General features: G+C 43.0%; 18 protein-coding genes. 9 read left to right on the plus strand and 9 right to left on the minus strand.

Annotated elements, in window-relative coordinates; translation table 11 throughout:
* Positions 1–3: 3 nt before the first annotated feature.
* Positions 4–717 (minus strand): hypothetical protein, encoded by a 714-nt coding sequence (locus EZ437_RS02960; RefSeq protein WP_225869479.1) that lies wholly within the window; start codon positions 715–717, stop codon positions 4–6.
* Between the two features lie 111 nt (positions 718–828).
* Between EZ437_RS02960 and EZ437_RS02965 the strand changes: the two genes are divergently transcribed.
* The 3 genes from EZ437_RS02965 to nadD are packed head-to-tail and all read left to right on the plus strand — an operon-like array spanning position 829 to position 2,869.
* Complete coding sequence (locus EZ437_RS02965) at positions 829–1,692, plus strand: YicC/YloC family endoribonuclease (RefSeq protein ID WP_131595121.1); 864 nt, start codon at positions 829–831, stop codon at positions 1,690–1,692.
* Between the two features lie 27 nt (positions 1,693–1,719).
* On the plus strand, positions 1,720–2,289 hold the full coding sequence (gmk, locus tag EZ437_RS02970) for a guanylate kinase (protein WP_131593087.1): 570 nt from the start codon (positions 1,720–1,722) through the stop codon (positions 2,287–2,289).
* 7 nt (positions 2,290–2,296) lie between these two features.
* The gene (gene nadD / locus EZ437_RS02975; RefSeq protein ID WP_131593089.1) at positions 2,297–2,869 is read left to right on the plus strand and encodes a nicotinate (nicotinamide) nucleotide adenylyltransferase; all 573 of its coding nucleotides are present in this window, start codon (positions 2,297–2,299) and stop codon (positions 2,867–2,869) included.
* On the opposite strand, the gene EZ437_RS02980 is transcribed toward nadD, so the two are convergent.
* Positions 2,866–3,576: an SAM-dependent methyltransferase gene (locus EZ437_RS02980; protein ID WP_131593091.1), complete on the minus strand. Its 711-nt coding sequence runs from the start codon at positions 3,574–3,576 to the stop codon at positions 2,866–2,868. The two genes, nadD and EZ437_RS02980, sit on opposite strands and share 4 nt — an antisense overlap.
* A gap of 311 nt (positions 3,577–3,887) precedes the next feature.
* On the opposite strand from EZ437_RS02980, the gene EZ437_RS02985 reads away from it, so the two are divergent.
* Positions 3,888–5,195: a DUF6600 domain-containing protein gene (locus EZ437_RS02985; protein WP_131593093.1), complete on the plus strand. Its 1,308-nt coding sequence runs from the start codon at positions 3,888–3,890 to the stop codon at positions 5,193–5,195.
* 103 nt (positions 5,196–5,298) lie between these two features.
* Positions 5,299–6,879: a peptide chain release factor 3 gene (locus tag EZ437_RS02990; protein ID WP_131593095.1), complete on the plus strand. Its 1,581-nt coding sequence runs from the start codon at positions 5,299–5,301 to the stop codon at positions 6,877–6,879.
* 22 nt (positions 6,880–6,901) lie between these two features.
* Here the strand turns inward: EZ437_RS02990 and argH are convergent, their stop codons facing one another.
* Entirely contained in the window at positions 6,902–8,233 is a 1,332-nt protein-coding gene (gene argH / locus EZ437_RS02995; RefSeq protein WP_131593097.1) for an argininosuccinate lyase, read from the minus strand.
* A 187-nt stretch (positions 8,234–8,420) separates the two neighbouring features.
* On the opposite strand from argH, the gene EZ437_RS03000 reads away from it, so the two are divergent.
* Positions 8,421–10,103: a sensor histidine kinase gene (locus tag EZ437_RS03000; protein ID WP_131593099.1), complete on the plus strand. Its 1,683-nt coding sequence runs from the start codon at positions 8,421–8,423 to the stop codon at positions 10,101–10,103.
* A gap of 2 nt (positions 10,104–10,105) precedes the next feature.
* Complete coding sequence (locus EZ437_RS03005) at positions 10,106–10,858, plus strand: LytR/AlgR family response regulator transcription factor (RefSeq protein WP_131593101.1); 753 nt, start codon at positions 10,106–10,108, stop codon at positions 10,856–10,858.
* Positions 10,859–10,880: 22 nt separating this feature from the next.
* On the opposite strand, the gene EZ437_RS03010 is transcribed toward EZ437_RS03005, so the two are convergent.
* Positions 10,881–12,317 (minus strand): sulfatase family protein, encoded by a 1,437-nt coding sequence (locus EZ437_RS03010; protein WP_131593103.1) that lies wholly within the window; start codon positions 12,315–12,317, stop codon positions 10,881–10,883.
* A 177-nt stretch (positions 12,318–12,494) separates the two neighbouring features.
* Between EZ437_RS03010 and EZ437_RS03015 the strand changes: the two genes are divergently transcribed.
* A complete protein-coding gene (locus tag EZ437_RS03015) occupies positions 12,495–12,818 on the plus strand; it encodes a hypothetical protein (RefSeq protein ID WP_131593105.1) in 324 nt (107 codons plus the stop codon).
* Positions 12,819–13,156: 338 nt separating this feature from the next.
* On the plus strand, positions 13,157–13,741 hold the full coding sequence (locus tag EZ437_RS03020; RefSeq protein WP_131593107.1) for an alpha-ketoglutarate-dependent dioxygenase AlkB family protein: 585 nt from the start codon (positions 13,157–13,159) through the stop codon (positions 13,739–13,741).
* 5 nt (positions 13,742–13,746) lie between these two features.
* Here the strand turns inward: EZ437_RS03020 and EZ437_RS03025 are convergent, their stop codons facing one another.
* From EZ437_RS03025 to EZ437_RS03045, 5 genes are read right to left on the minus strand one after another with little or no spacing between them, the layout of a single operon-like run.
* On the minus strand, positions 13,747–14,811 hold the full coding sequence (locus EZ437_RS03025; RefSeq protein ID WP_131593109.1) for a M20 family metallo-hydrolase: 1,065 nt from the start codon (positions 14,809–14,811) through the stop codon (positions 13,747–13,749).
* A gap of 3 nt (positions 14,812–14,814) precedes the next feature.
* A complete protein-coding gene (gene proC / locus EZ437_RS03030) occupies positions 14,815–15,633 on the minus strand; it encodes a pyrroline-5-carboxylate reductase (protein WP_131593111.1) in 819 nt (272 codons plus the stop codon).
* Positions 15,634–15,635: 2 nt separating this feature from the next.
* Positions 15,636–16,424: an acetylglutamate kinase gene (gene argB / locus EZ437_RS03035; protein ID WP_131593113.1), complete on the minus strand. Its 789-nt coding sequence runs from the start codon at positions 16,422–16,424 to the stop codon at positions 15,636–15,638.
* A 26-nt stretch (positions 16,425–16,450) separates the two neighbouring features.
* Positions 16,451–17,413 (minus strand): Rossmann-fold NAD(P)-binding domain-containing protein, encoded by a 963-nt coding sequence (locus EZ437_RS03040; protein ID WP_131593115.1) that lies wholly within the window; start codon positions 17,411–17,413, stop codon positions 16,451–16,453.
* Positions 17,410–18,543 carry an aspartate aminotransferase family protein gene (locus EZ437_RS03045; RefSeq protein ID WP_131593117.1) on the minus strand — a complete coding sequence of 378 codons (1,134 nt, stop codon included), beginning with the start codon at positions 18,541–18,543 and terminating at the stop codon, positions 17,410–17,412. The genes EZ437_RS03040 and EZ437_RS03045 overlap by 4 nt, the downstream gene beginning before the upstream one ends.
* Between the last annotated feature and the right edge of the window lie 18 nt (positions 18,544–18,561).

The raw sequence follows: 18,561 nt of genomic DNA on the forward strand, positions 1-18,561 counted from the left end.
ATACTATTTCCTTAATGTATCTGTGTACTTCTTGTAGGAAGTGTTAATGTGCCTAATGGCATCATACTCGGCCCAATGCTGTACTTTTTCATAGGCTGGGCGATAGTCCAGCATAAACTTTTCAAGATCCGCTCCCTTCAGATCTGTATTCTTCTGGATAATTGATTCATTAAAAAACCCATCTATTAACGTCTGCTGAAGTTCATTTTCATAGTACCTGCCAAACCTCCTTGCATTCTTTGGCGTACGGCCAAAAACTTCATAAATTGCAGTTAAAGGCATAAAAAGAAAGGATAAAAAAGGTGGCTTGCCCTGGTAAAAGGAGCCTTTACGCTTATATTCTCTTTTTAGTTCATTTAGTTCATTCTTTTTGGACTGCCCTATTATATTTACTTCTTTTAAGGTCCGTTCTCTGTTGAGCAGAATGATCATATCTTTGTCGACAGGAACCGCCGCTGTAAAATCTGAGTAGTCACGTTTGCTGATAATCAAGGTATCTCCTACCGAGGCGGTGATCTTAAACAGGCCCATACTACTACTCAATGCAGCAGCACCTGTTCTTTGATTGGTGATCCTAGCATCAGAAATCCTGCTGCCGTCTTCTTTGTCCTTTACCACCCCACCAATTGCAGCAACTTGCTGGGCAAGTCCTGAACTGGTGTTCATTGTCAACACCAGCAAGACAAGAAAAGCACTTAAACAATTGGGTTTTATCATTTTACTGATTATTTTGTGCAAAAATAGCCATTGTTTACCAATCAATTAAGTTAAAAAAAGTTAAATAGGTATCAAAGGCAATAAATTATATCTTTGCACATGATAAAATCTATGACAGGGTTTGGCCTGGCTTCCGCTGATCACGAGAATGTAAAATTTGCTGTCGAGATCAAGTCTTTAAACAGCAAGTTTCTGGAACTAAACTTAAAGTTGCCGCGTGCATTTTCGGAAAAAGAACTGGTGCTGCGCAATGTATGCAGCAAAGATATTGAACGCGGAAAGGTGAGCGTGTCTATCAATATAGAGCGTAGTGAAGAAAACCTGAAAGGAGCTACCATTAATGCTGCGCTCCTAACCAAGTATTATAAACAACTCGAAGAAATCAACCTTTCTCTAGGTGCCAATTCAAGCAATTTGATGCAGGCAGCACTTAACTTTCCCGAAGTAATCAGTTATGCCGAAGAGGAAGCAAATGAAGGCGACTGGGATATTTTACAAAGCACATTCCATGTAGCCCTGAAGAATTTCAATCAGTTCAGACTGGATGAGGGTGCGGTATTAAAAACCGATCTGGAACTTAGGATAAAAAATATACTTCAGTTCTTCTCTGAAATTGAAGTGCTGGAGCCACTGAGGATCAATCAAATTAAAAACAAGCTAAACCAGTTCCTGGAAGACAATGTGGGCAAGATCAATGTAGATCAGAACCGCCTTGAACAGGAGTTGATCTATTATATTGATAAACTTGATATCACAGAGGAGAAAATACGTTTGAGAAGCCATTGTGATTATTTTATTGAAACATTAAAAAGCAAGGATGCAAATGGTAAAAAACTTGGCTTTATCTCGCAGGAAATAGGCCGTGAAATCAATACCATGGGCTCAAAGGCCAATGATGCACAGATACAGCAATTGGTAGTGGGCATGAAGGAAGAGCTTGAAAAGATTAAAGAACAACTATTAAATGTTTTGTAGCCCGAAGCTTAGAAACAAGTAACACAAATGAAACAAGGTAAACTCATTATATTTTCAGCCCCATCAGGCGCAGGCAAAACAACGATTGTAAAGCACCTGCTCAAGAAATTCCCTTCCTTAAGTTTTTCTATTTCGGCCACAACACGTGAACTTCGTGGCGACGAAAAGAATGAAAAAGATTACTACTTTATTTCCAAAGAAGATTTTCTTCATAAAGTGGCACATCAGGAGTTTGTAGAATTTGAAGAAGTGTACAATGGCACATTTTACGGCACCCTGAGATCTGAGATAGAACGCATCTGGGATATAGATAAACACGTTATTTTTGACATAGATGTGGAAGGCGGACTACGCCTTAAACGCAAATATGAAGCCGATGCCCTGGCGATATTTGTTCAGCCCCCATCACTTGAAGTACTGAAAGAGCGATTGAGCGGCCGTGGAACCGACAGCGCTGAAAAGCTGGCTGAAAGATTTATTAAGGCTGAAAAGGAACTCGGCTACGCAGATAAATTTGATGTGATCCTTAAAAATTACGACCTGGATACAGCATGTGCGGAAGCAGAACGTCTGGTAAAAGAATTTATTGAAAAATAGCCAGACAATGAAAACAGGCTTGTTTTTTGGATCCTTTAATCCCATACATACCGGGCACCTGATTATTGCCAGCTATATGGCCGGATTTACAGGTTTAAAAGAAGTGTGGCTAGTCGTATCACCACACAATCCTTTAAAAAGCAGGACCGGCCTGGGCAATATGTATGACAGGCTTGAAATGGCCCGGCTGGCTACTGAAAGCGCAAGTAAAATCAAAGTTTCTGATATAGAATTCGGACTTCCACAGCCTTCCTACACCATAGACACCTTAGTTTATTTACAAGAAAAATATCCAGGTAAAGAGTTTGCACTGATCATGGGGGCAGATAACCTGGCATCTTTCAGAAAATGGAAGAACTACGAAGTATTGCTTAAAAATTACCAGATTTACGTTTACCCCAGACCTGGCGTAGACCTGTCTGAATGGCGCGATCATCCTTCTATTGTGATTACCGACACACCACAAATGGACATTTCATCCACTTTTGTGCGCAAAGGCATAAAAGAAGGCAAGAATGTACAGTATTTTGTGCCTGATAAAGTCCTCGCGTTTATAGAAGGTAAAAACATGTACCGTTAGGCCCTGTACAATAAAAATATGGTCGGTTTTTTATGAAGGTCTATCCGTTCCTGGCGCCATTGGCCTATTGACATCGTTTTTACATATTCATCTTCGCCCGTAAGGTTGGTGGCCACGCAAAGTAAAGTCTGTGCGGCAGTATTTTTCAACACATCTTCAAACAGGTGATTGTTTCGAAAAGGGGTTTCAATGAACAACTGGGTCTGCTTATTCTTTTCCGCTATCTGCTCCAGTTCCTTAATCCTTTTGCCCCGCTCCGCTTTATCAATAGGCAGGTAACCATTAAAAGTAAAGCTCTGTCCGTTGAAGCCCGAGGCCATCAGTGCCAGCAAAATAGAACTGGGGCCAACTAAAGGCACCACTTTTATACCACGCTTATGCGCTTCAAGCACTACTTCAGCACCTGGATCTGCTATACCGGGGCAACCGGCTTCACTCATCAGTCCTACATCTTTGCCGGTCATCAGCTCTTTAAAGTAAGGAACCATAGAATCATTACGTTTATGTTTTCCATAGTCGTGGATCACCAAATCGCTCTGAGGTATTTTTATACCTGCTTCCTTCAAGAACTTACGGGCAGTTTTTTCGTTTTCTACTATATAAGTGCCGATAGAATTGATGGTATCTCCAAGATAAGCTGTAAAAGATTTATGTGCTGAATTATCAGACAAGGGAACCGGGATAAGAAATAACGTGCCTTTGGTCATTGGTGTGAACTTATTTTGTGTACAAAAGAAGAAAATAATTTCCTGTAAAGCGCACATACCGGCTTAAATATTATAAAAGCTGTGTAACCTTTTGATATTTTCCATCGTCTTTTATAGTATAATGCGTAACTTGTAATATAGTATTCGTTGGTGCAGGCGAATTTTATACTTGTCATAAACACACTTAAACCAATATAATTACGTTATAAAGCACTATCATAATGTAATATTTCTTAGACAATTAAACTTTGGGTGGTATTGGAACTCAAATTGATATATAAAGATCGTTAGGTAAATTAAACACACACAAAATGAAACACATGATCAAATTACCGGCTATTGTGCTGGGGCTCATGCTCCTTCTAACCGGGACCACTCAAAAGGTTATGGCACAAGACGAGGACATCTCCTTGCAATCATTTTATGACGAATTATCTCCTTATGGCACCTGGATACAGGACTCGCAGTATGGGTATGTATGGAGACCGGACGTAGACCAGGGAGAGTTTAGGCCCTACTACACAAACGGACGTTGGGCAATGACAGAATATGGAAACACCTGGGTGTCCAACTATAACTGGGGATGGGCTCCTTTCCATTATGGACGATGGGTGTATAACCGTTATAATCAATGGGTATGGATTCCCGACACTGTATGGGGACCTGCATGGGTAAGCTGGAGAACAGGTGGAGGGTATTATGGATGGGCCCCAATGGGACCTGGCATGAATATCAACGTAAACTTCAACATTCCTGATCTTTGGTGGGTATTTGTTCCGAATAGAAACATCTATTACAGTAGTTTCCCAAGGTATTATTCGCGCAGAAATGTAACAATCATACACAATACTACCATTATCAATAATGTGTATACCAGAAACAGGAACCATTATTATACCGGCCCGAGAGCAGATGATATCAGAAGGTATACAAGAAGTGATGTGCCTGTATATACAGTAAACAGAACCAGCAGGCCTAGCAGAACAAACGTTAGCAACAACAGGATCGATCTGTATACACCTACCAGAAGCAGCAGGCCAAGTGCAAACACAGGCCCGAGAGAGGTGGTTAGAGGAGAAGGTTATGCTACTGCAAGACCAGACAGGGTATCTGCGGCCGGAAGAGGAGAAGCTCCTGACAGGGTACAAAGCAGAGGTGATCAGGGTACTGTAAATGGCAGACCTGAGCGTGTAGCTACTCCCAGAGACAATTCGCAGCGCGAAAGTGGAAGGGTTACAGAAGGAACCAGGCCACAAAGGGCTGAACGTGTAGTGCAACCTTCAAAGGAACGTGCAGAACAATCCGCACGCACGGAACAACCAAGACAGGAGCAACGTGTGGAACAACCAAGACAAGAGCAGCCGCAACGTCAGGAAAGGGTGCAACAGCAACCGCAAAGAACTGAACAGCCGCAACGTGTGGAACAACCCCGTCAGGAACAGCCACAGCGCCAGGAAAGGGTGCAACAGCAACCGCAAAGAGCTGAACAACCGCAGCGTGTAGAACAACCAAGGCAACAGCGGGCAGAACCAAGCAGGCCTGCCAGGAGTTCAGAAAGCCGCAGTAGTTCAGGTAGTGGAAGAGAAAGTTCTTCCAGGGAAAGCAGAGGAAGAGGTTAAATAAATATATATAGTTGAAAAACCGGTCTAATAAGCCGGTTTTTCTTTTGTATATTATAGTTATCTTTGCAGCCTTTTACCAAGCAACAGGCTTAAACGTTATATGATTCACCCGGAAATAGAAAAACGCAAAACATTCGCCATTATTAGTCACCCGGATGCGGGCAAAACCACACTAACAGAAAAATTCTTACTGTTTGGAGGAGCGATCAATACCGCCGGGGCAGTAAAGCGCAACAAGGCCAATCAAAGCAGCACTTCAGATTTCATGGAAATTGAAAAGCAACGGGGGATTTCTGTAGCTACCTCTGTAATGGGATTTGAATATAATAATAAGCGGATCAACATACTCGATACACCGGGCCACAAAGACTTTGCTGAGGATACTTACCGTACGCTATCGGCAGTAGACAGCGTAATCCTGGTGGTAGACTGTGTGAAAGGTGTGGAAGAGCAGACGGAAAAACTGATGTCTGTATGTCGCATGCGAAATACACCTGTCATAATTTTCATCAATAAAATGGACCGCGAAGGTAAAGATGCGTTTGACCTACTGGATGAAATAGAAAACAAGCTGAATATTAGCCTCTGCCCGCTTTCGTGGCCTATCGGTCAGGGCCATACCTTTAAAGGCGTTTATAGCATATACAACAAACACTTAAACCTGTTCGAGCCAGATAAGACCAAGATCAGCGAGCCTGTGATCGAGGTAAGTGACCTGAACGATGAAAATCTTCATAAATTCTTACCACAAAAAACGCTCGTGGCACTCAAAGAAGACCTGGAACTGGTGGAGGGCGTATATGGTGCTGTTGATAAGGAAATGTATCTGGAAGGACTACTGGCTCCGGTATTTTTCGGTAGTGCCATCAACAATTTTGGGATCAAAGAATTACTGGATACCTTCGTAAACATCGCCCCTAGCCCAAAGGCCAGGGAGGCTGAAGAGCGCGAGGTACTGGCAACAGAGAAAAACTTTACAGGTTTTGTGTTTAAGATCCATGCCAACCTTGACCCTAACCACCGGGACCGAATTGCCTTTTTAAGGATCTGCTCGGGCAAGTTTGAAAGAAATAAGTTCTACTTCCACACACGCAACAACAAGAAGATCAAGTTCTCCAACCCAATGGATTTCATGGCCAATGAAAAGAGCATTGTAGAAGAGGCCTGGCCAGGTGATGTAGTAGGCCTGTATGATAGTGGAACCTTCAAGATCGGAGACACACTCACTGAGGGTGAGAAACTTCAGTTTAAGGGCATTCCAAGCTTCTCTCCTGAAATATTTAAGGAAGTAGAGAACAGAGATCCATTAAAGACCAAGCAGCTGGAAAAAGGCTTACAGCAACTTACCGAGGAGGGCGTAGCGCAGTTGTTTGTAATGCAGCCCGGCAACCGTAAAGTAATCGGCGCTGTAGGAGACCTGCAGTTTGAAGTAATTGCTTTCCGGCTGGAGCATGAATATGGTGCAAAAGCCCATTTCAGGATGCTGAGCTATACCCGTTCAAACTGGGTAACATCTAAAGACCCGAAAAAACTGGAGGAGTTTTTAAAGCGGAAACAGCAGCACATTGGTGAAGATAAAGACGGAAACCCGGTATACCTGGCCGATAATGAATTCATGATCAATATGACCATGAGAGATTATCCGGATATCGAATTTCATAAGACTTCAGAGTTTAAATAAATAGCATAATGTCCTGATTATTCTAAGCCAGCAATTTCTGAATCGCGTTTTGTGTCTTTTCAAATTTAAACTGTGCAAGCACATCACCCATCATCACTTCAATTTCTGTATTGCACAGATTGCCGATACTGCCCTCGTGGGTATGGTGTACTGCTTTTCCAGGCTCAAAAGTGCCTTTATCTATGGCATCGCCTACAATTTTGTAGGCTTCTCTGAAAGGCGCTCCTTTTAAAACCAGCTCATTCACTACCTCTACGCTAAACAAATAAGCATACTTTTTATCGTCCAGAATATTGTCTTTTATACTAATATTTTGCAACATGAAAGTAGTCATCTCCAGGCATTCATTCAAAGAAGTCATTGCCGGAAAAAGGTTCTCTTTCAATAATTGAAGATCACGGTGATAGCCCGAGGGTAAATTGGTGGTCATCATCGCAATCTCATTAGGCAAAGCCTGGATCTTATTGCAACGCGAACGGATCAGCTCAAAAACGTCAGGGTTCTTTTTGTGTGGCATAATGCTCGAACCTGTAGTCAGCTCATCAGGGAAACTGATAAAGCCGAAATTCTGGTTAATGAACAAGCATACATCCATGGCCATTTTGGCCAGTGTAGCTGCAATAGAAGACATCGCCTGTCCCAGTATGCGCTCCGTCTTGCCCCTGCCCATCTGGGCGTATACTACATTATAATTTAAGCTTTCAAATCCAAGCAACTCCGTAGTCATCGTTCTGTTCAACGGAAAAGAAGAGCCATAGCCTGCTGCCGAACCCAATGGATTCTTGTTGCAGATCTTATAGGCTGCCAACATCAGCTCCATATCGTCTACCAAACTCTCTGCATAGGCGCCAAACCACAGGCCGAAAGAAGAAGGCATAGCGATCTGCAAGTGCGTATATCCCGGCAGCAGTTTATCTTTATGTGTATTGCTCAGTTCAATCAGTTGGCCAAACAATACCGATGTATTGCCCACCATCTCTTCAATACAGTTTCTGAAAAAGAGTTTAAGGTCTACCAGCACCTGGTCATTTCGCGAGCGTCCGCTATGAATTTTCTTACCAGCCTCGCCAATTCTTTGAGTTAGCAACCACTCTACCTGCGAGTGTACATCCTCTACCGTATCGTCGATGGTAAAGTCTCCGGCTTCTATTTCGGCGTAAATATTCTTCAGTTCCTTTTGAATGGAGGCAAGTTCATCAGCGGTAAGCAAACCTATACTTTCCAGCATCTCCACATGTGCCAGTGAGCCCAGCACATCAAAAGCAGCCATTTGCAAATCCAGTTCCCTGTCCTTACCAACGGTAAAAGTTTCTATGTCTTTATTTACGTTTACGTTTTTTTGCCAGATCTTCATTCAGCAAAAATACAATAATTACTTATTTTCCTTGTGAAAGTTTCTTTATGGCGATAAAACTTACATGGTCGATTTCAGATTCAAGTCCAATCTGCCAATTTATGGGTTTAGTCTCCTCACTTACAAGTTATGTGTTTTCAAAAGCAGATATTTATCGCAGGTTTAAGCCATATTTAAACCGCAAACCATGAAAACATTAATTATTATATTTCTATCATCCCTCATATGTGTAGTTGTCACCGGCCAAGTTGTCACCGACCAAGAAAGAACTTATCCTCTTAGTGACACACCCACCGCCTTAGATGCAAATGGCAATTTGAATAGTTTTGGCGTTACTCAGCTACGATCAAAAATCACATTGTTCCTAAAGGCCGATAAACATACCAAATCAATTAGACCGTTCAATCAAATTCCCAACGACCCACTTGGTAGCATTGTATTTTTGGACGGTGCGAAACAGGTTGAGGTAACGACCCGACTCAAAAAAGATAGTTTAAAGTATTACCGTTATTCAATTATTGAAAATGACACAAACGTAATTATTAGCAATAACACCCTAAGGAAAATTGATTTTGCCTGGCCAGACGGAAGCGATTTACCGGGACATCTTACCATGAACCTACAAATACCGGAGGTTACCGGCAAAAAAATCACTATAAAGATATATCGCTTGCCTGAAGTAGATAGGATTACTACACTCATCATCTATAACAAACCATTTGAGCGAATAAAAATATTGACAAAACGTCTGATCTCCGATGACCGGACCAGCAAAATAAGACATAGAAAAGTTATGGATCTGGGTTATTACCCAGAGATTTTTGTTGATGAAAAAACCAATGGAATTGCATTGTCTGTCAAGAAAACAGACCTGGACTTCGCTTATCAGGTATACGTATTTAACCAAGTAGAAAAGACTAAGTTGCAATATCGCTACGTCCCAAATAACAATTGGGACTATAACACCCGTGACGGTAACCCGATCATTTTTATTGACAAAAGCTACTTTGGCGAATTGGGTGATTATGAAATAAAGATTATACCAGATCCTATTCTGCTAGGCCATCGTTACACACTTGAGAGTTCGGCTCATATTATTAACAGCAAAGGTCAAATGTCATTTAATGTAGCATCTCTTCCCGGTGTATTTTCAATACGAGAAATGGGCATCATAGCGATGATAATTCTTATGGCTGCCATATGTATTGCCGTGTTAATCATTGAGCGCAACAAGAAAAAGACACGAAAAAAAGTAATGCAGGCCCAATCTAAAACAGAAGCCGCCAAGGGGGAGCTTGACCAGATTCGGTCCCAACTCAATCCGCATTTTGTCTATAATTCACTCAGTGGCATACAGAATCTGATGAATCAAAATGAAACCGAGAAGGCAAATTCCTATCTGAACAAGTTCGCTCGGCTAACAAGAAACATCTTAAATGACCAGGAATTGATCAGCATCCAGGATGAGCGAAATCTGCTGGACGACTACCTAACCATGGAAAGCCTACGGTTTCAGTTTACCTACGAGATAAACATCATCGGCGATACAAATTTCCCTAATACCGAAATTCCGGCCATGCTGCTACAGCCCTTTGTAGAAAATGCAATAAAGCACAACATGGCGATTCTGCAGGACAAGGGCAAACTGCTGATAGAATTAAAAGCCGATCAAAAAAATGTTATCTTATCGCTCAAAGACAATGGCCAAGGCTTTGACACGCACAAAACCTATGAAGGCCTCGGCCTCAAACTTTGCAAAAAAAGAATTGAATTATTGAACCAACTGTACAAAGAATGCCCTGTTTCAATGACCATTGACTCAGGAACAAAAGGCACCACTGTTACCATTATTTTAGAGAACTGGTTATAACCATGAAGGCACTGATAGTAGACGACGAACAGTCAAACATCCAAAATCTCAGCACATTGCTTAATACTTATTGCCCGCGTGTAATCATCGCGGGCTCTGCCAACACTGTTAAAAATGCTCTTGAAAAGATTGGTTCAGAGCAGCCTGACCTAATCTTTCTGGATATACAGCTGGGTCTGCAATCGGGATTTGATCTGCTAAAGCAATTGCCAACCAAAGATTTTGAAGTGATTTTTGTCACCGCGTTTGACAAGTATGGCATAGAAGCTATAAAATTCGCTGCCCTCGATTACCTGCTCAAACCGGTAGAAATACCTGAACTGGTGCTGGCAGTGAATAAAGCAGAAGACAAACTGATGGCTAAACAGAAAACACAGCAGTTAAATTTTCTATTAAGCCACCTGAAAAATGAAGAAGCCGCACCAGCAAAAATAGCATTGCCTCAACTTCATGAAATACGCTATGTAGCTATCAGCGACATCATTCGGTGTGAAGCTGACAATTCCTACACCCTCTTCTATCTTGCCAATAACGATAAGATTATGGTATCCCGGTCCATTAAAGAGTACTCAGAACTTTTAAAACCCATTGGATTTTTACGCACACATCAGAGCCATTTGGTCAACAGCCTGTTTGTAAAGAGCTGGATCAAGGAAGACGGGGGTACGCTCCTGTTAACCAATGGAGATAAAATTCCTGTCTCTAAACCCAATAAAGCAACTGTACAATCAACTTTAAATAAGCACCTGCGTTAAAACAAACATTAATTCTGTCATTTCAATCCAGGAACACATAAGGTACATTAGGCTTCTTTACATTCGGATCGGCGGCCTTTTCCGGCCCGGTCTCAAAGTCGCCCTCTTGTTTCCTCCAGGCAGCCACTTTTCCCCTAAGCAGCTTTAAAGTAGCGATGTATTTCTGATCGGCAGCCAGGCTATGTTTCTCCTCAGGATCAGCTATCACATCATAAAGCTCCTCTGCTGGCCGGTGATGGTACAGATCCAGTACCTGTTTTGCATGGGTATCACTTTTGGCCTTGTCTATCCATGATGGCCAGTATTCCCGTCCACCGTCATGGTCGGTCGCTTTGTTCATATGGGTATTAAACTCGATCTCCGGCGCAAGGTTCAGGATGTACTTAAATTGCTTTGTGCGCACCATACGGGCCGGCGAGCGGTTCATCTGGTTATCACCCGTATGAGTGGCGTATACATATACCTGATTCGAAGTTGCTTTTCCTTTCAGCACATCAAAGAAACTGCTGCCGTCTAGTTCTACCGGCGATTTGCCCCCCGTGATATCCAGCAAGGTCGGCACTATGTCAACCTGGGATACCATAGCATCTGCTGTGCTGCCCTTTTTCACTACATTGGGCCAGCGTACCATCATAGGCACCTGTATCCCATAATCATACAAACTCCATTTGGCAAATGCCCACTGCGGACCCTGATCGGCTGTAAACATGACCATCGTATTCTCCTGCAAACCGTTCTTTTTCAAACTATTCATCAGTCTGCCCATATTGTTGTCCATCTTCGTAATGTCGGTATAATATCGTGCACGTGCTTTGCGGGTATCTTCGGTATCAATGTGCTTTGACGGAATATTGACCTCCTTCGCGGTATAAGTCGCTTTTTCCGGCCATACCACATGCGGACTATGGTCACAAACAATCAGTACAAAAGGCTCATCTTTTTTAAGTCCCGCTATCCATTCCTCTACCACAGTCATATTCAGATCGTAATTAAGTCCTGGCTTTTTTTCAAATCCTGGTTCAATCACATTAGAGTGGGAGATCCTTTCAAAAGGGAAAGATGCTTCCGGCCCCACATGCAGCTTACCGGCTATTGCCACCCGGTAGCCCAGTGGCTTCAATTGCTGCACTATGGAAATTGTACCATGCTTTACCGCACTGTGGTTGCCATGTCCGCCATGTCTGAAAGGGTACAGCCCGGTAAGGATCGTACTGCGGGAAGGACCGCAGGTAGGCGATCCTGCAAAGGCACGTGTAAAGCGCATGGACTCTATGGCAAAAGCATCCAGATTGGGTGTCCGCACTATTTTGTTGCCATAAGGACCGATATCGACAGCTCCTAGATCATCCGCAATAAAAATCACAATATTGGGGCGTTTTGCAGAAGCTTCCTGAGCCTGAACAAGATATGCCGGCAGGGCTATCAATACGCACAGCAACAGAAATAATTTTCGGATCATATTTGGATGGTTAGAAAGTTAAAAATAATCGAATTTTCAAGAATAACGTACACATAATTATATTTTACGACTATACCCCTATATCCGTTTTGTCCCGTTCCCATACCGTGCTAAGTTTAAGAAAGCTTATCCTCCTTGTTGCATTGGTGAATTAATCCAGCTATCTTCGAATTGAGTATGAAATACTGGTCTGTTATCTTTTCCAAACTTCCTGCCCAGGCAATGGCGCTCTACCCTTTTATGCTATTTAAAACTAAAAGCATTAAATATAACGAAGCGATTATAAGGCACGAAAAGATCCATTTTAAGCAACAACTGGAACTATTGATCCTTCCTTTTTATGTGCTTTATCTACTTCATTACTTCGTAAATCTGATAAAATACCAAAACCGCAGCAAGGCCTATTTTAACATTTGCTTTGAAAAAGAAGCATATGCCAATGACCTGGATCCGGATTACCTTAAAAACAGGAAGCCGTATACCTGGCTACGTAACAGTTAGCGGATGAAGGCCGAAAGTTCGTCATTCAATAGTAGAAACTAACTAGAAAGCTATCGTCTTTTGTTTAATCTGTCAAAATAGTAAATCCAAGTTGAATCCAAGTTGAGTCCAAGTCTAGTCCAACTATTTCTGGAAAAAAGTTGGACTAGATATTTATCAATTATGCAATTATCTTTCACTGAATACAAGACCAGATAAAACACTGGATTGGAACAGAAATAAGCGATATGGTATTGGCAGATTTAAAAAGAAGATTGAGAGCATACCGCAAGTTTCGGGTTTTATGTAAGCTGGATTAATAGATATTTGTAAATACAAAAAATCCAACCTAATCTCCGATGGAAAAAACAAATCTCCTGGCCTATGACGGCACGGTAATTTACTATGGTAAAATTATGCCTTTAGAAAAGGCCGATTATTACCTTGAAGCATTATTAAACAACGTTTCCTGGAAACAAGATGAAGCAGTCATTTTTGGACGGCACATCCTTACCAAAAGAAAAGTAGCCTGGTATGGAGATCATGATTTTGAATATACCTATTCCAATATCACCAAACAGGCCCTACCCTGGACTAAGGATCTGCTGGAATTAAAATCCATCGCAGAGCAGGAAACAGGAGAAAGCTATAATTCTTGCCTCCTCAATCTCTACCATCGTGGCGATGAAGGCATGGCATGGCACAGCGATGGAGAAAAAGACCTGAAAAAGAATGGGGCTATTGGTTCCATGAGCTTTGGCGCCGAAAGGAAATTCTCATTTAAACACAAACGAAGCAAAGAAACGATGTCTTTACTTCTGGAACACGGAAGCATACTGGTAATGAAGGATGATACCCAAACCCATTGGCTGCACAGGTTACCTCCAACGAAAAAAATCATGACACCAAGAGTGAACCTGACCTTCCGGACAATTATACGCTAAGCAATCTATCCCTTGAGTACCGGATCAAGCATCTTAATGTACAAGTCTATCCCCTCGGCTATTTCATCTACATAGACATACTCATCTGCCATGTGCGAGCGGCCAGAATCACCGGGACCGACCTTCAGTGAAGGAATGCTCAGCAAAGCCTGATCTGAAGTAGTAGGCGATCCATAAGTTGTCCTGCCCAAAGCAATACCTGCTTGTACCAGGGGGTGGGCTTTATCTATTGACGATGGTTTTAAGCGGATAGACCTTGGTTTTACCTCACAGTCTACATTGGTGCGGATGATCTTCAGTACTTCTTCATTAGTATAGGCATCTGTTACGCGCACATCAACAGTAAACGTACAGGTAGCGGGCACTACATTGTGCTGTGAACCTGCATTGATAATGGTAACGGTCATTTTTAAAGAACCGAATACTTCTGAAACTTTTGAAAAGCGATAACTCCTAAACCAGTCAATATCTTTAAGTGCTTTGTAAATGGCATTGTCTCCTTCTTCCCTGGCTGCATGGCCGGCTTTGCCTGTTACAGTGCAGTCCAGCACCAGCAGTCCGCGCTCTGCTATGGCCAGGTTCATTTGGGTAGGCTCGCCAACAATGGCAAATTCCAGTTGCCCGAGATCAGGCAATACACATTCCAGTCCGTTATTTCCGGAGATCTCTTCCTCTGCCGTAGTAGCCAGACAAATGTTGTATTTCAGGGCTTCCTGATCATAATAATACAGAAAAGTGGCGATGAGTGATACCAGGCATCCCCCGGCGTCATTACTCCCCAAGCCGTATAGTTTGCCATCTTCCACTGCGGCATCATATGGATCTCGCGTATAACCTGAATTTGGCTTTACCGTATCATGATGCGAATTAAGCAAAAGCGTAGGCTTAGCCGCATCAAAATGCTTGTTGTAGGCCCAGATATTATTGAGCTTACGGTGTGTCTGTATATTTCGCTGCTGCAAAAATTGCTCAATCAGATCAGCCGTTTTATCCTCCTCTTTGCTAAAGGACTGGATGGCTATCAATTGCTTTAACAATTCTAAACTTTCGTTTTGCAGTTGTTCTATCATATATTATTCTTTTGTGTATAAAGCACCTGCTTTTATAGCAGACAGCTTGATGCCTTTAATCAATGATGAACTGAAGCCATTATGCTCCATCTCATTTAATCCTGCAATGGTGCAGCCCTTTGGTGAAGTAACTTTATCTATTTCCTGTTCAGGGTGTGACTGCATTTGCAACAGCAGATCGGCCGCTCCTTTGGCAGTTTGAACAGCCATTTTCAAAGCCTCATCTGCATGAAAGCCGATCTCAACCCCTCCTTGTGAAGCTGCCCTGATGGCACGTAAAAAGAAAGCAATACCACAAGCGCACAAGGCTGTAGCGGAGGTCATCAGGTCTTCATTGATCTTTACCACCGAACCCACTGTCTCAAACATCCTGATCACTTCTTCCACATTTTCTTTGCTTGCACTGTCGGTAGCTACGCAGGTCATGGACTGGCCAATGGCAATTGCCGTATTGGGCATCGCCCTTACTACCTGCACCTGCTCACCCAATTTATTGCTGATATCCGCACAGCTAACACCTGAAGCCACAGAAATGAAAACATGTTTAGCAGGATCTACCGAAGGACGGATCTGATCTAATAAGTGATTGAGCTGCTGAGGCAATACCGCCAGCACGATAATGTCCGCACCTGCAACTACAGCCGCATTGTCTGCACTAACCACAAAGCCCTGATCTGCCAAACTGCTCAGGTTAGAAATGTTGCGCCTTGTTAAGCTAATCTGCCGGGGTTGTGCATAATTGGCCTTAACTAGTCCTTTGGCCAATGAGATGCCAATATTTCCGCTTCCTAAAATGGCTATGCTGCCTTTAAACTGGTTCATGTCTATCTGATTAATCTGGTTCCAAAATTTTGCTGGTCTATCTGCGACAGTTCATCGGCCTTGCCGATGTATACTGCATTTACCCCACTTTTTATTGCTTCAAAAGCATTATGCAATTTAGGGATCATTCCTCCTGAAACTATGCCATCTGCTTGTAATGATTCAAATTCGTTCATCCTGATTTCCCGGACAAGGGAGTTGTCATCATCTATATCCCGCATCACCCCTCTTTTTTCAAAGCAATAGATCAGCGAAGTCTCGTACAGGGCCGACATCGCTACTGCTACCGCAGAGGCAATGGTATCTGCATTGGTATTCAACAACTGGGTATCCCCATCGTGGGTAATGGCACAAAGCACGGGCACCAGACCCGATTTCAACAAGCTGTCCAAGGTCTGTGAAGAAACTGATGTAGCATCAAGGTCACCAACAAAGCCATAATCTATGTCCTTAACAGGGCGCTTGACAGCCTTGATGATGTTGCCATCCGCCCCTGTCAGGCCTATTGCATTACAGCCTTTGGCCTGCAACTGGGCCACCATATTTTTATTGATCAGTCCGGCATAGACCATGGTAACGATCCGCAGGGTATCGATATCGGTAATGCGCCTGCCATCTACCATCTTGGCTTCAATGCCTAATGACACGCCAAGTTCTGTAGCGATCTTACCCCCGCCATGGATCAGGATCTTATCGCCCGGCAGGGCTGTAAAATCCAGCAGAAACTGGTGCAGCTTTTCTGAATTGTCAATGACGTTGCCGCCAATTTTTATGATACTTAATGCTTTCATTTATTATTCCCAAGGTCATCCTGAATTTACAGTGCTTCTAACATTTGCTTTAATACTGCCTGCGCAGCCCATAAGCGATTCCCCGCCTCATGAATCACCAGGGAATTCGGCCCGTCCAGTATTTCGGAAGACAGCTCCAGATCCCTGCGTACAGGAAGGCAATGCATTACTTTGGCATCATTGGTGCCCTTCAATTTATCATTGTTCAGCATCCATCCTTCAGGATAAGTAAGCACTTTGCCGTATTCCTTATAGCTAGACCAGTTTTTCACATAAATATAATCTGCACCTGCCAGAGCTTCATCCAGGTTGTGCGTGATGGTAGCCCCTGGTGTAAAATCTTCATTCAGCTCATAACCCGCTGGCTGAGCAATGGTAAAATCGATCATCCCATCTTGTTGTGCTTTGCACATCCACTCGGCAAAAGAATTAGGCACTGCCTGCGGAAGCGCCTTGATGTGCGGTGCCCAGGCCAGTACAACTTTTGGCTTAGCCTCACCTTTCCAGGTTTCCTTGATCGTGATCAGATCAGCCAGACTTTGCAAAGGATGACGCGTGGCACTTTCTAAGCTTACCACAGGCACTCCGCAGTATTTGATGAATTTACTAAAGAAATCTTCATTATAGTCTTCATCCCTGTTTACCAGTTTAGGGAAGGAACGCAGACCAAGTATGTCACAATATTGGCCCATTACAGCTGCCGCTTCGCGGATATGCTCTACCGTGGTGCCATTCATCACGATGCCGTCCTGCGTTTCCAATGCCCAACCCTCTTTGTCCATGTTCATCACCATTACGTTCATGCCCAGGTTAAGTGCCGCCTTTTGGGTGCTCAGACGCGTACGCAGGCTGGGATTTAAAAATACCAGCCCAAGGGTTTTATTCTTTCCCAGGTGCTGTAGCGCATATGGGCTTTCCTTTATGGTAAGTGCATCATTTAGCAATTGTTTGATGTCATGCACATCGTGTACTGAGGTAAACTGGTTCATCCTTTTAATGCAATTTTAAATTCATTCAAAAACTGATCTGCCTGAGCTTTGGTCAGATTTAAAGCAGGTAATAATCTGATTACGTTTGGTTTGGCTTCTCCGGTAAAGATCTTGTGCTTAAACAGCAGGTCTTTCTTTACGTTTGGCAATGTTTCCGGCAATTCGATCCCGATCATTAAGCCTCTTCCGCGCACTTCTTTTACTTCTTCGATCTTTTTAAGTTCGGTGATCAGGTAAGCCCCTACTTCTTCCGCATTCTGCATCAGGTTATCCTGCTCAATGATCTCCAATACGGCCAATCCTGCAGCACAGGCCAGGTGATTTCCACCAAAAGTAGTGCCCAGCATTCCATGCCATGGTTTAAACTTAGGGGCTATTGATATGCCGGCTATTGGAAATCCATTGCCCATTCCTTTTGCCATGGTATATACATCGGCTTCAACACCGGCATAGTCATGAGAATAGAAAAGTCCTGTTCTGCCATAACCACACTGCACACTGTCTGCAATATACACTGCATTGTACTGATCACATAAGGAACGGATCTTCTGAAGGAAGCTAATGGAAGCCTCTTTAATCCCGCCTACACCCTGTATGCCTTCTATAATAACCGCAGCGATTTCATTGCCATTTTGTACAAATGCAGCTTCCAGTGCCGCTTGATCATTGTGCGGCAGGAAGATGATATTATCAGTTTCGTTTACCGGGGCAATGATCTTAGGATTGTCCGTTGCCGAAACAGCCAGAGATGTTCTACCATGAAAGGCTCCTTTAAATGCAATTACCTTCTTTCTGCCATTGTAGAAAGAGGCGAGTTTTAAAGCATTTTCATTGGCTTCAGCTCCTGAATTACATAAGAACAACTGATAATCAGTTTTGCCTGATACCTTTCCTAGTTTTTCGGCAAGTTGTACCTGCAGCGGTATCAGCACTGAGTTCGAATAGAAACCAACTTTATTCAGCTGCTCTGTCAGTCGCTTTACATAATGCGGATGGGTATGACCTATGGAGATAACGGCATGGCCGCCATAAAGGTCTAAGTATTCTTGTCCTGCGGCATCCCAGACAGTACTGCCTGATGCTTTGGTAATTTCTATATTATTTAATGGGTATACGTCGAATAAGTTCATTGTTTTAAATTTGATGCC

It is taken from the genome of Pedobacter psychroterrae (assembly GCF_004331695.1).
Taxonomy (GTDB): Bacteria; Bacteroidota; Bacteroidia; order Sphingobacteriales; family Sphingobacteriaceae; genus Pedobacter; species Pedobacter psychroterrae.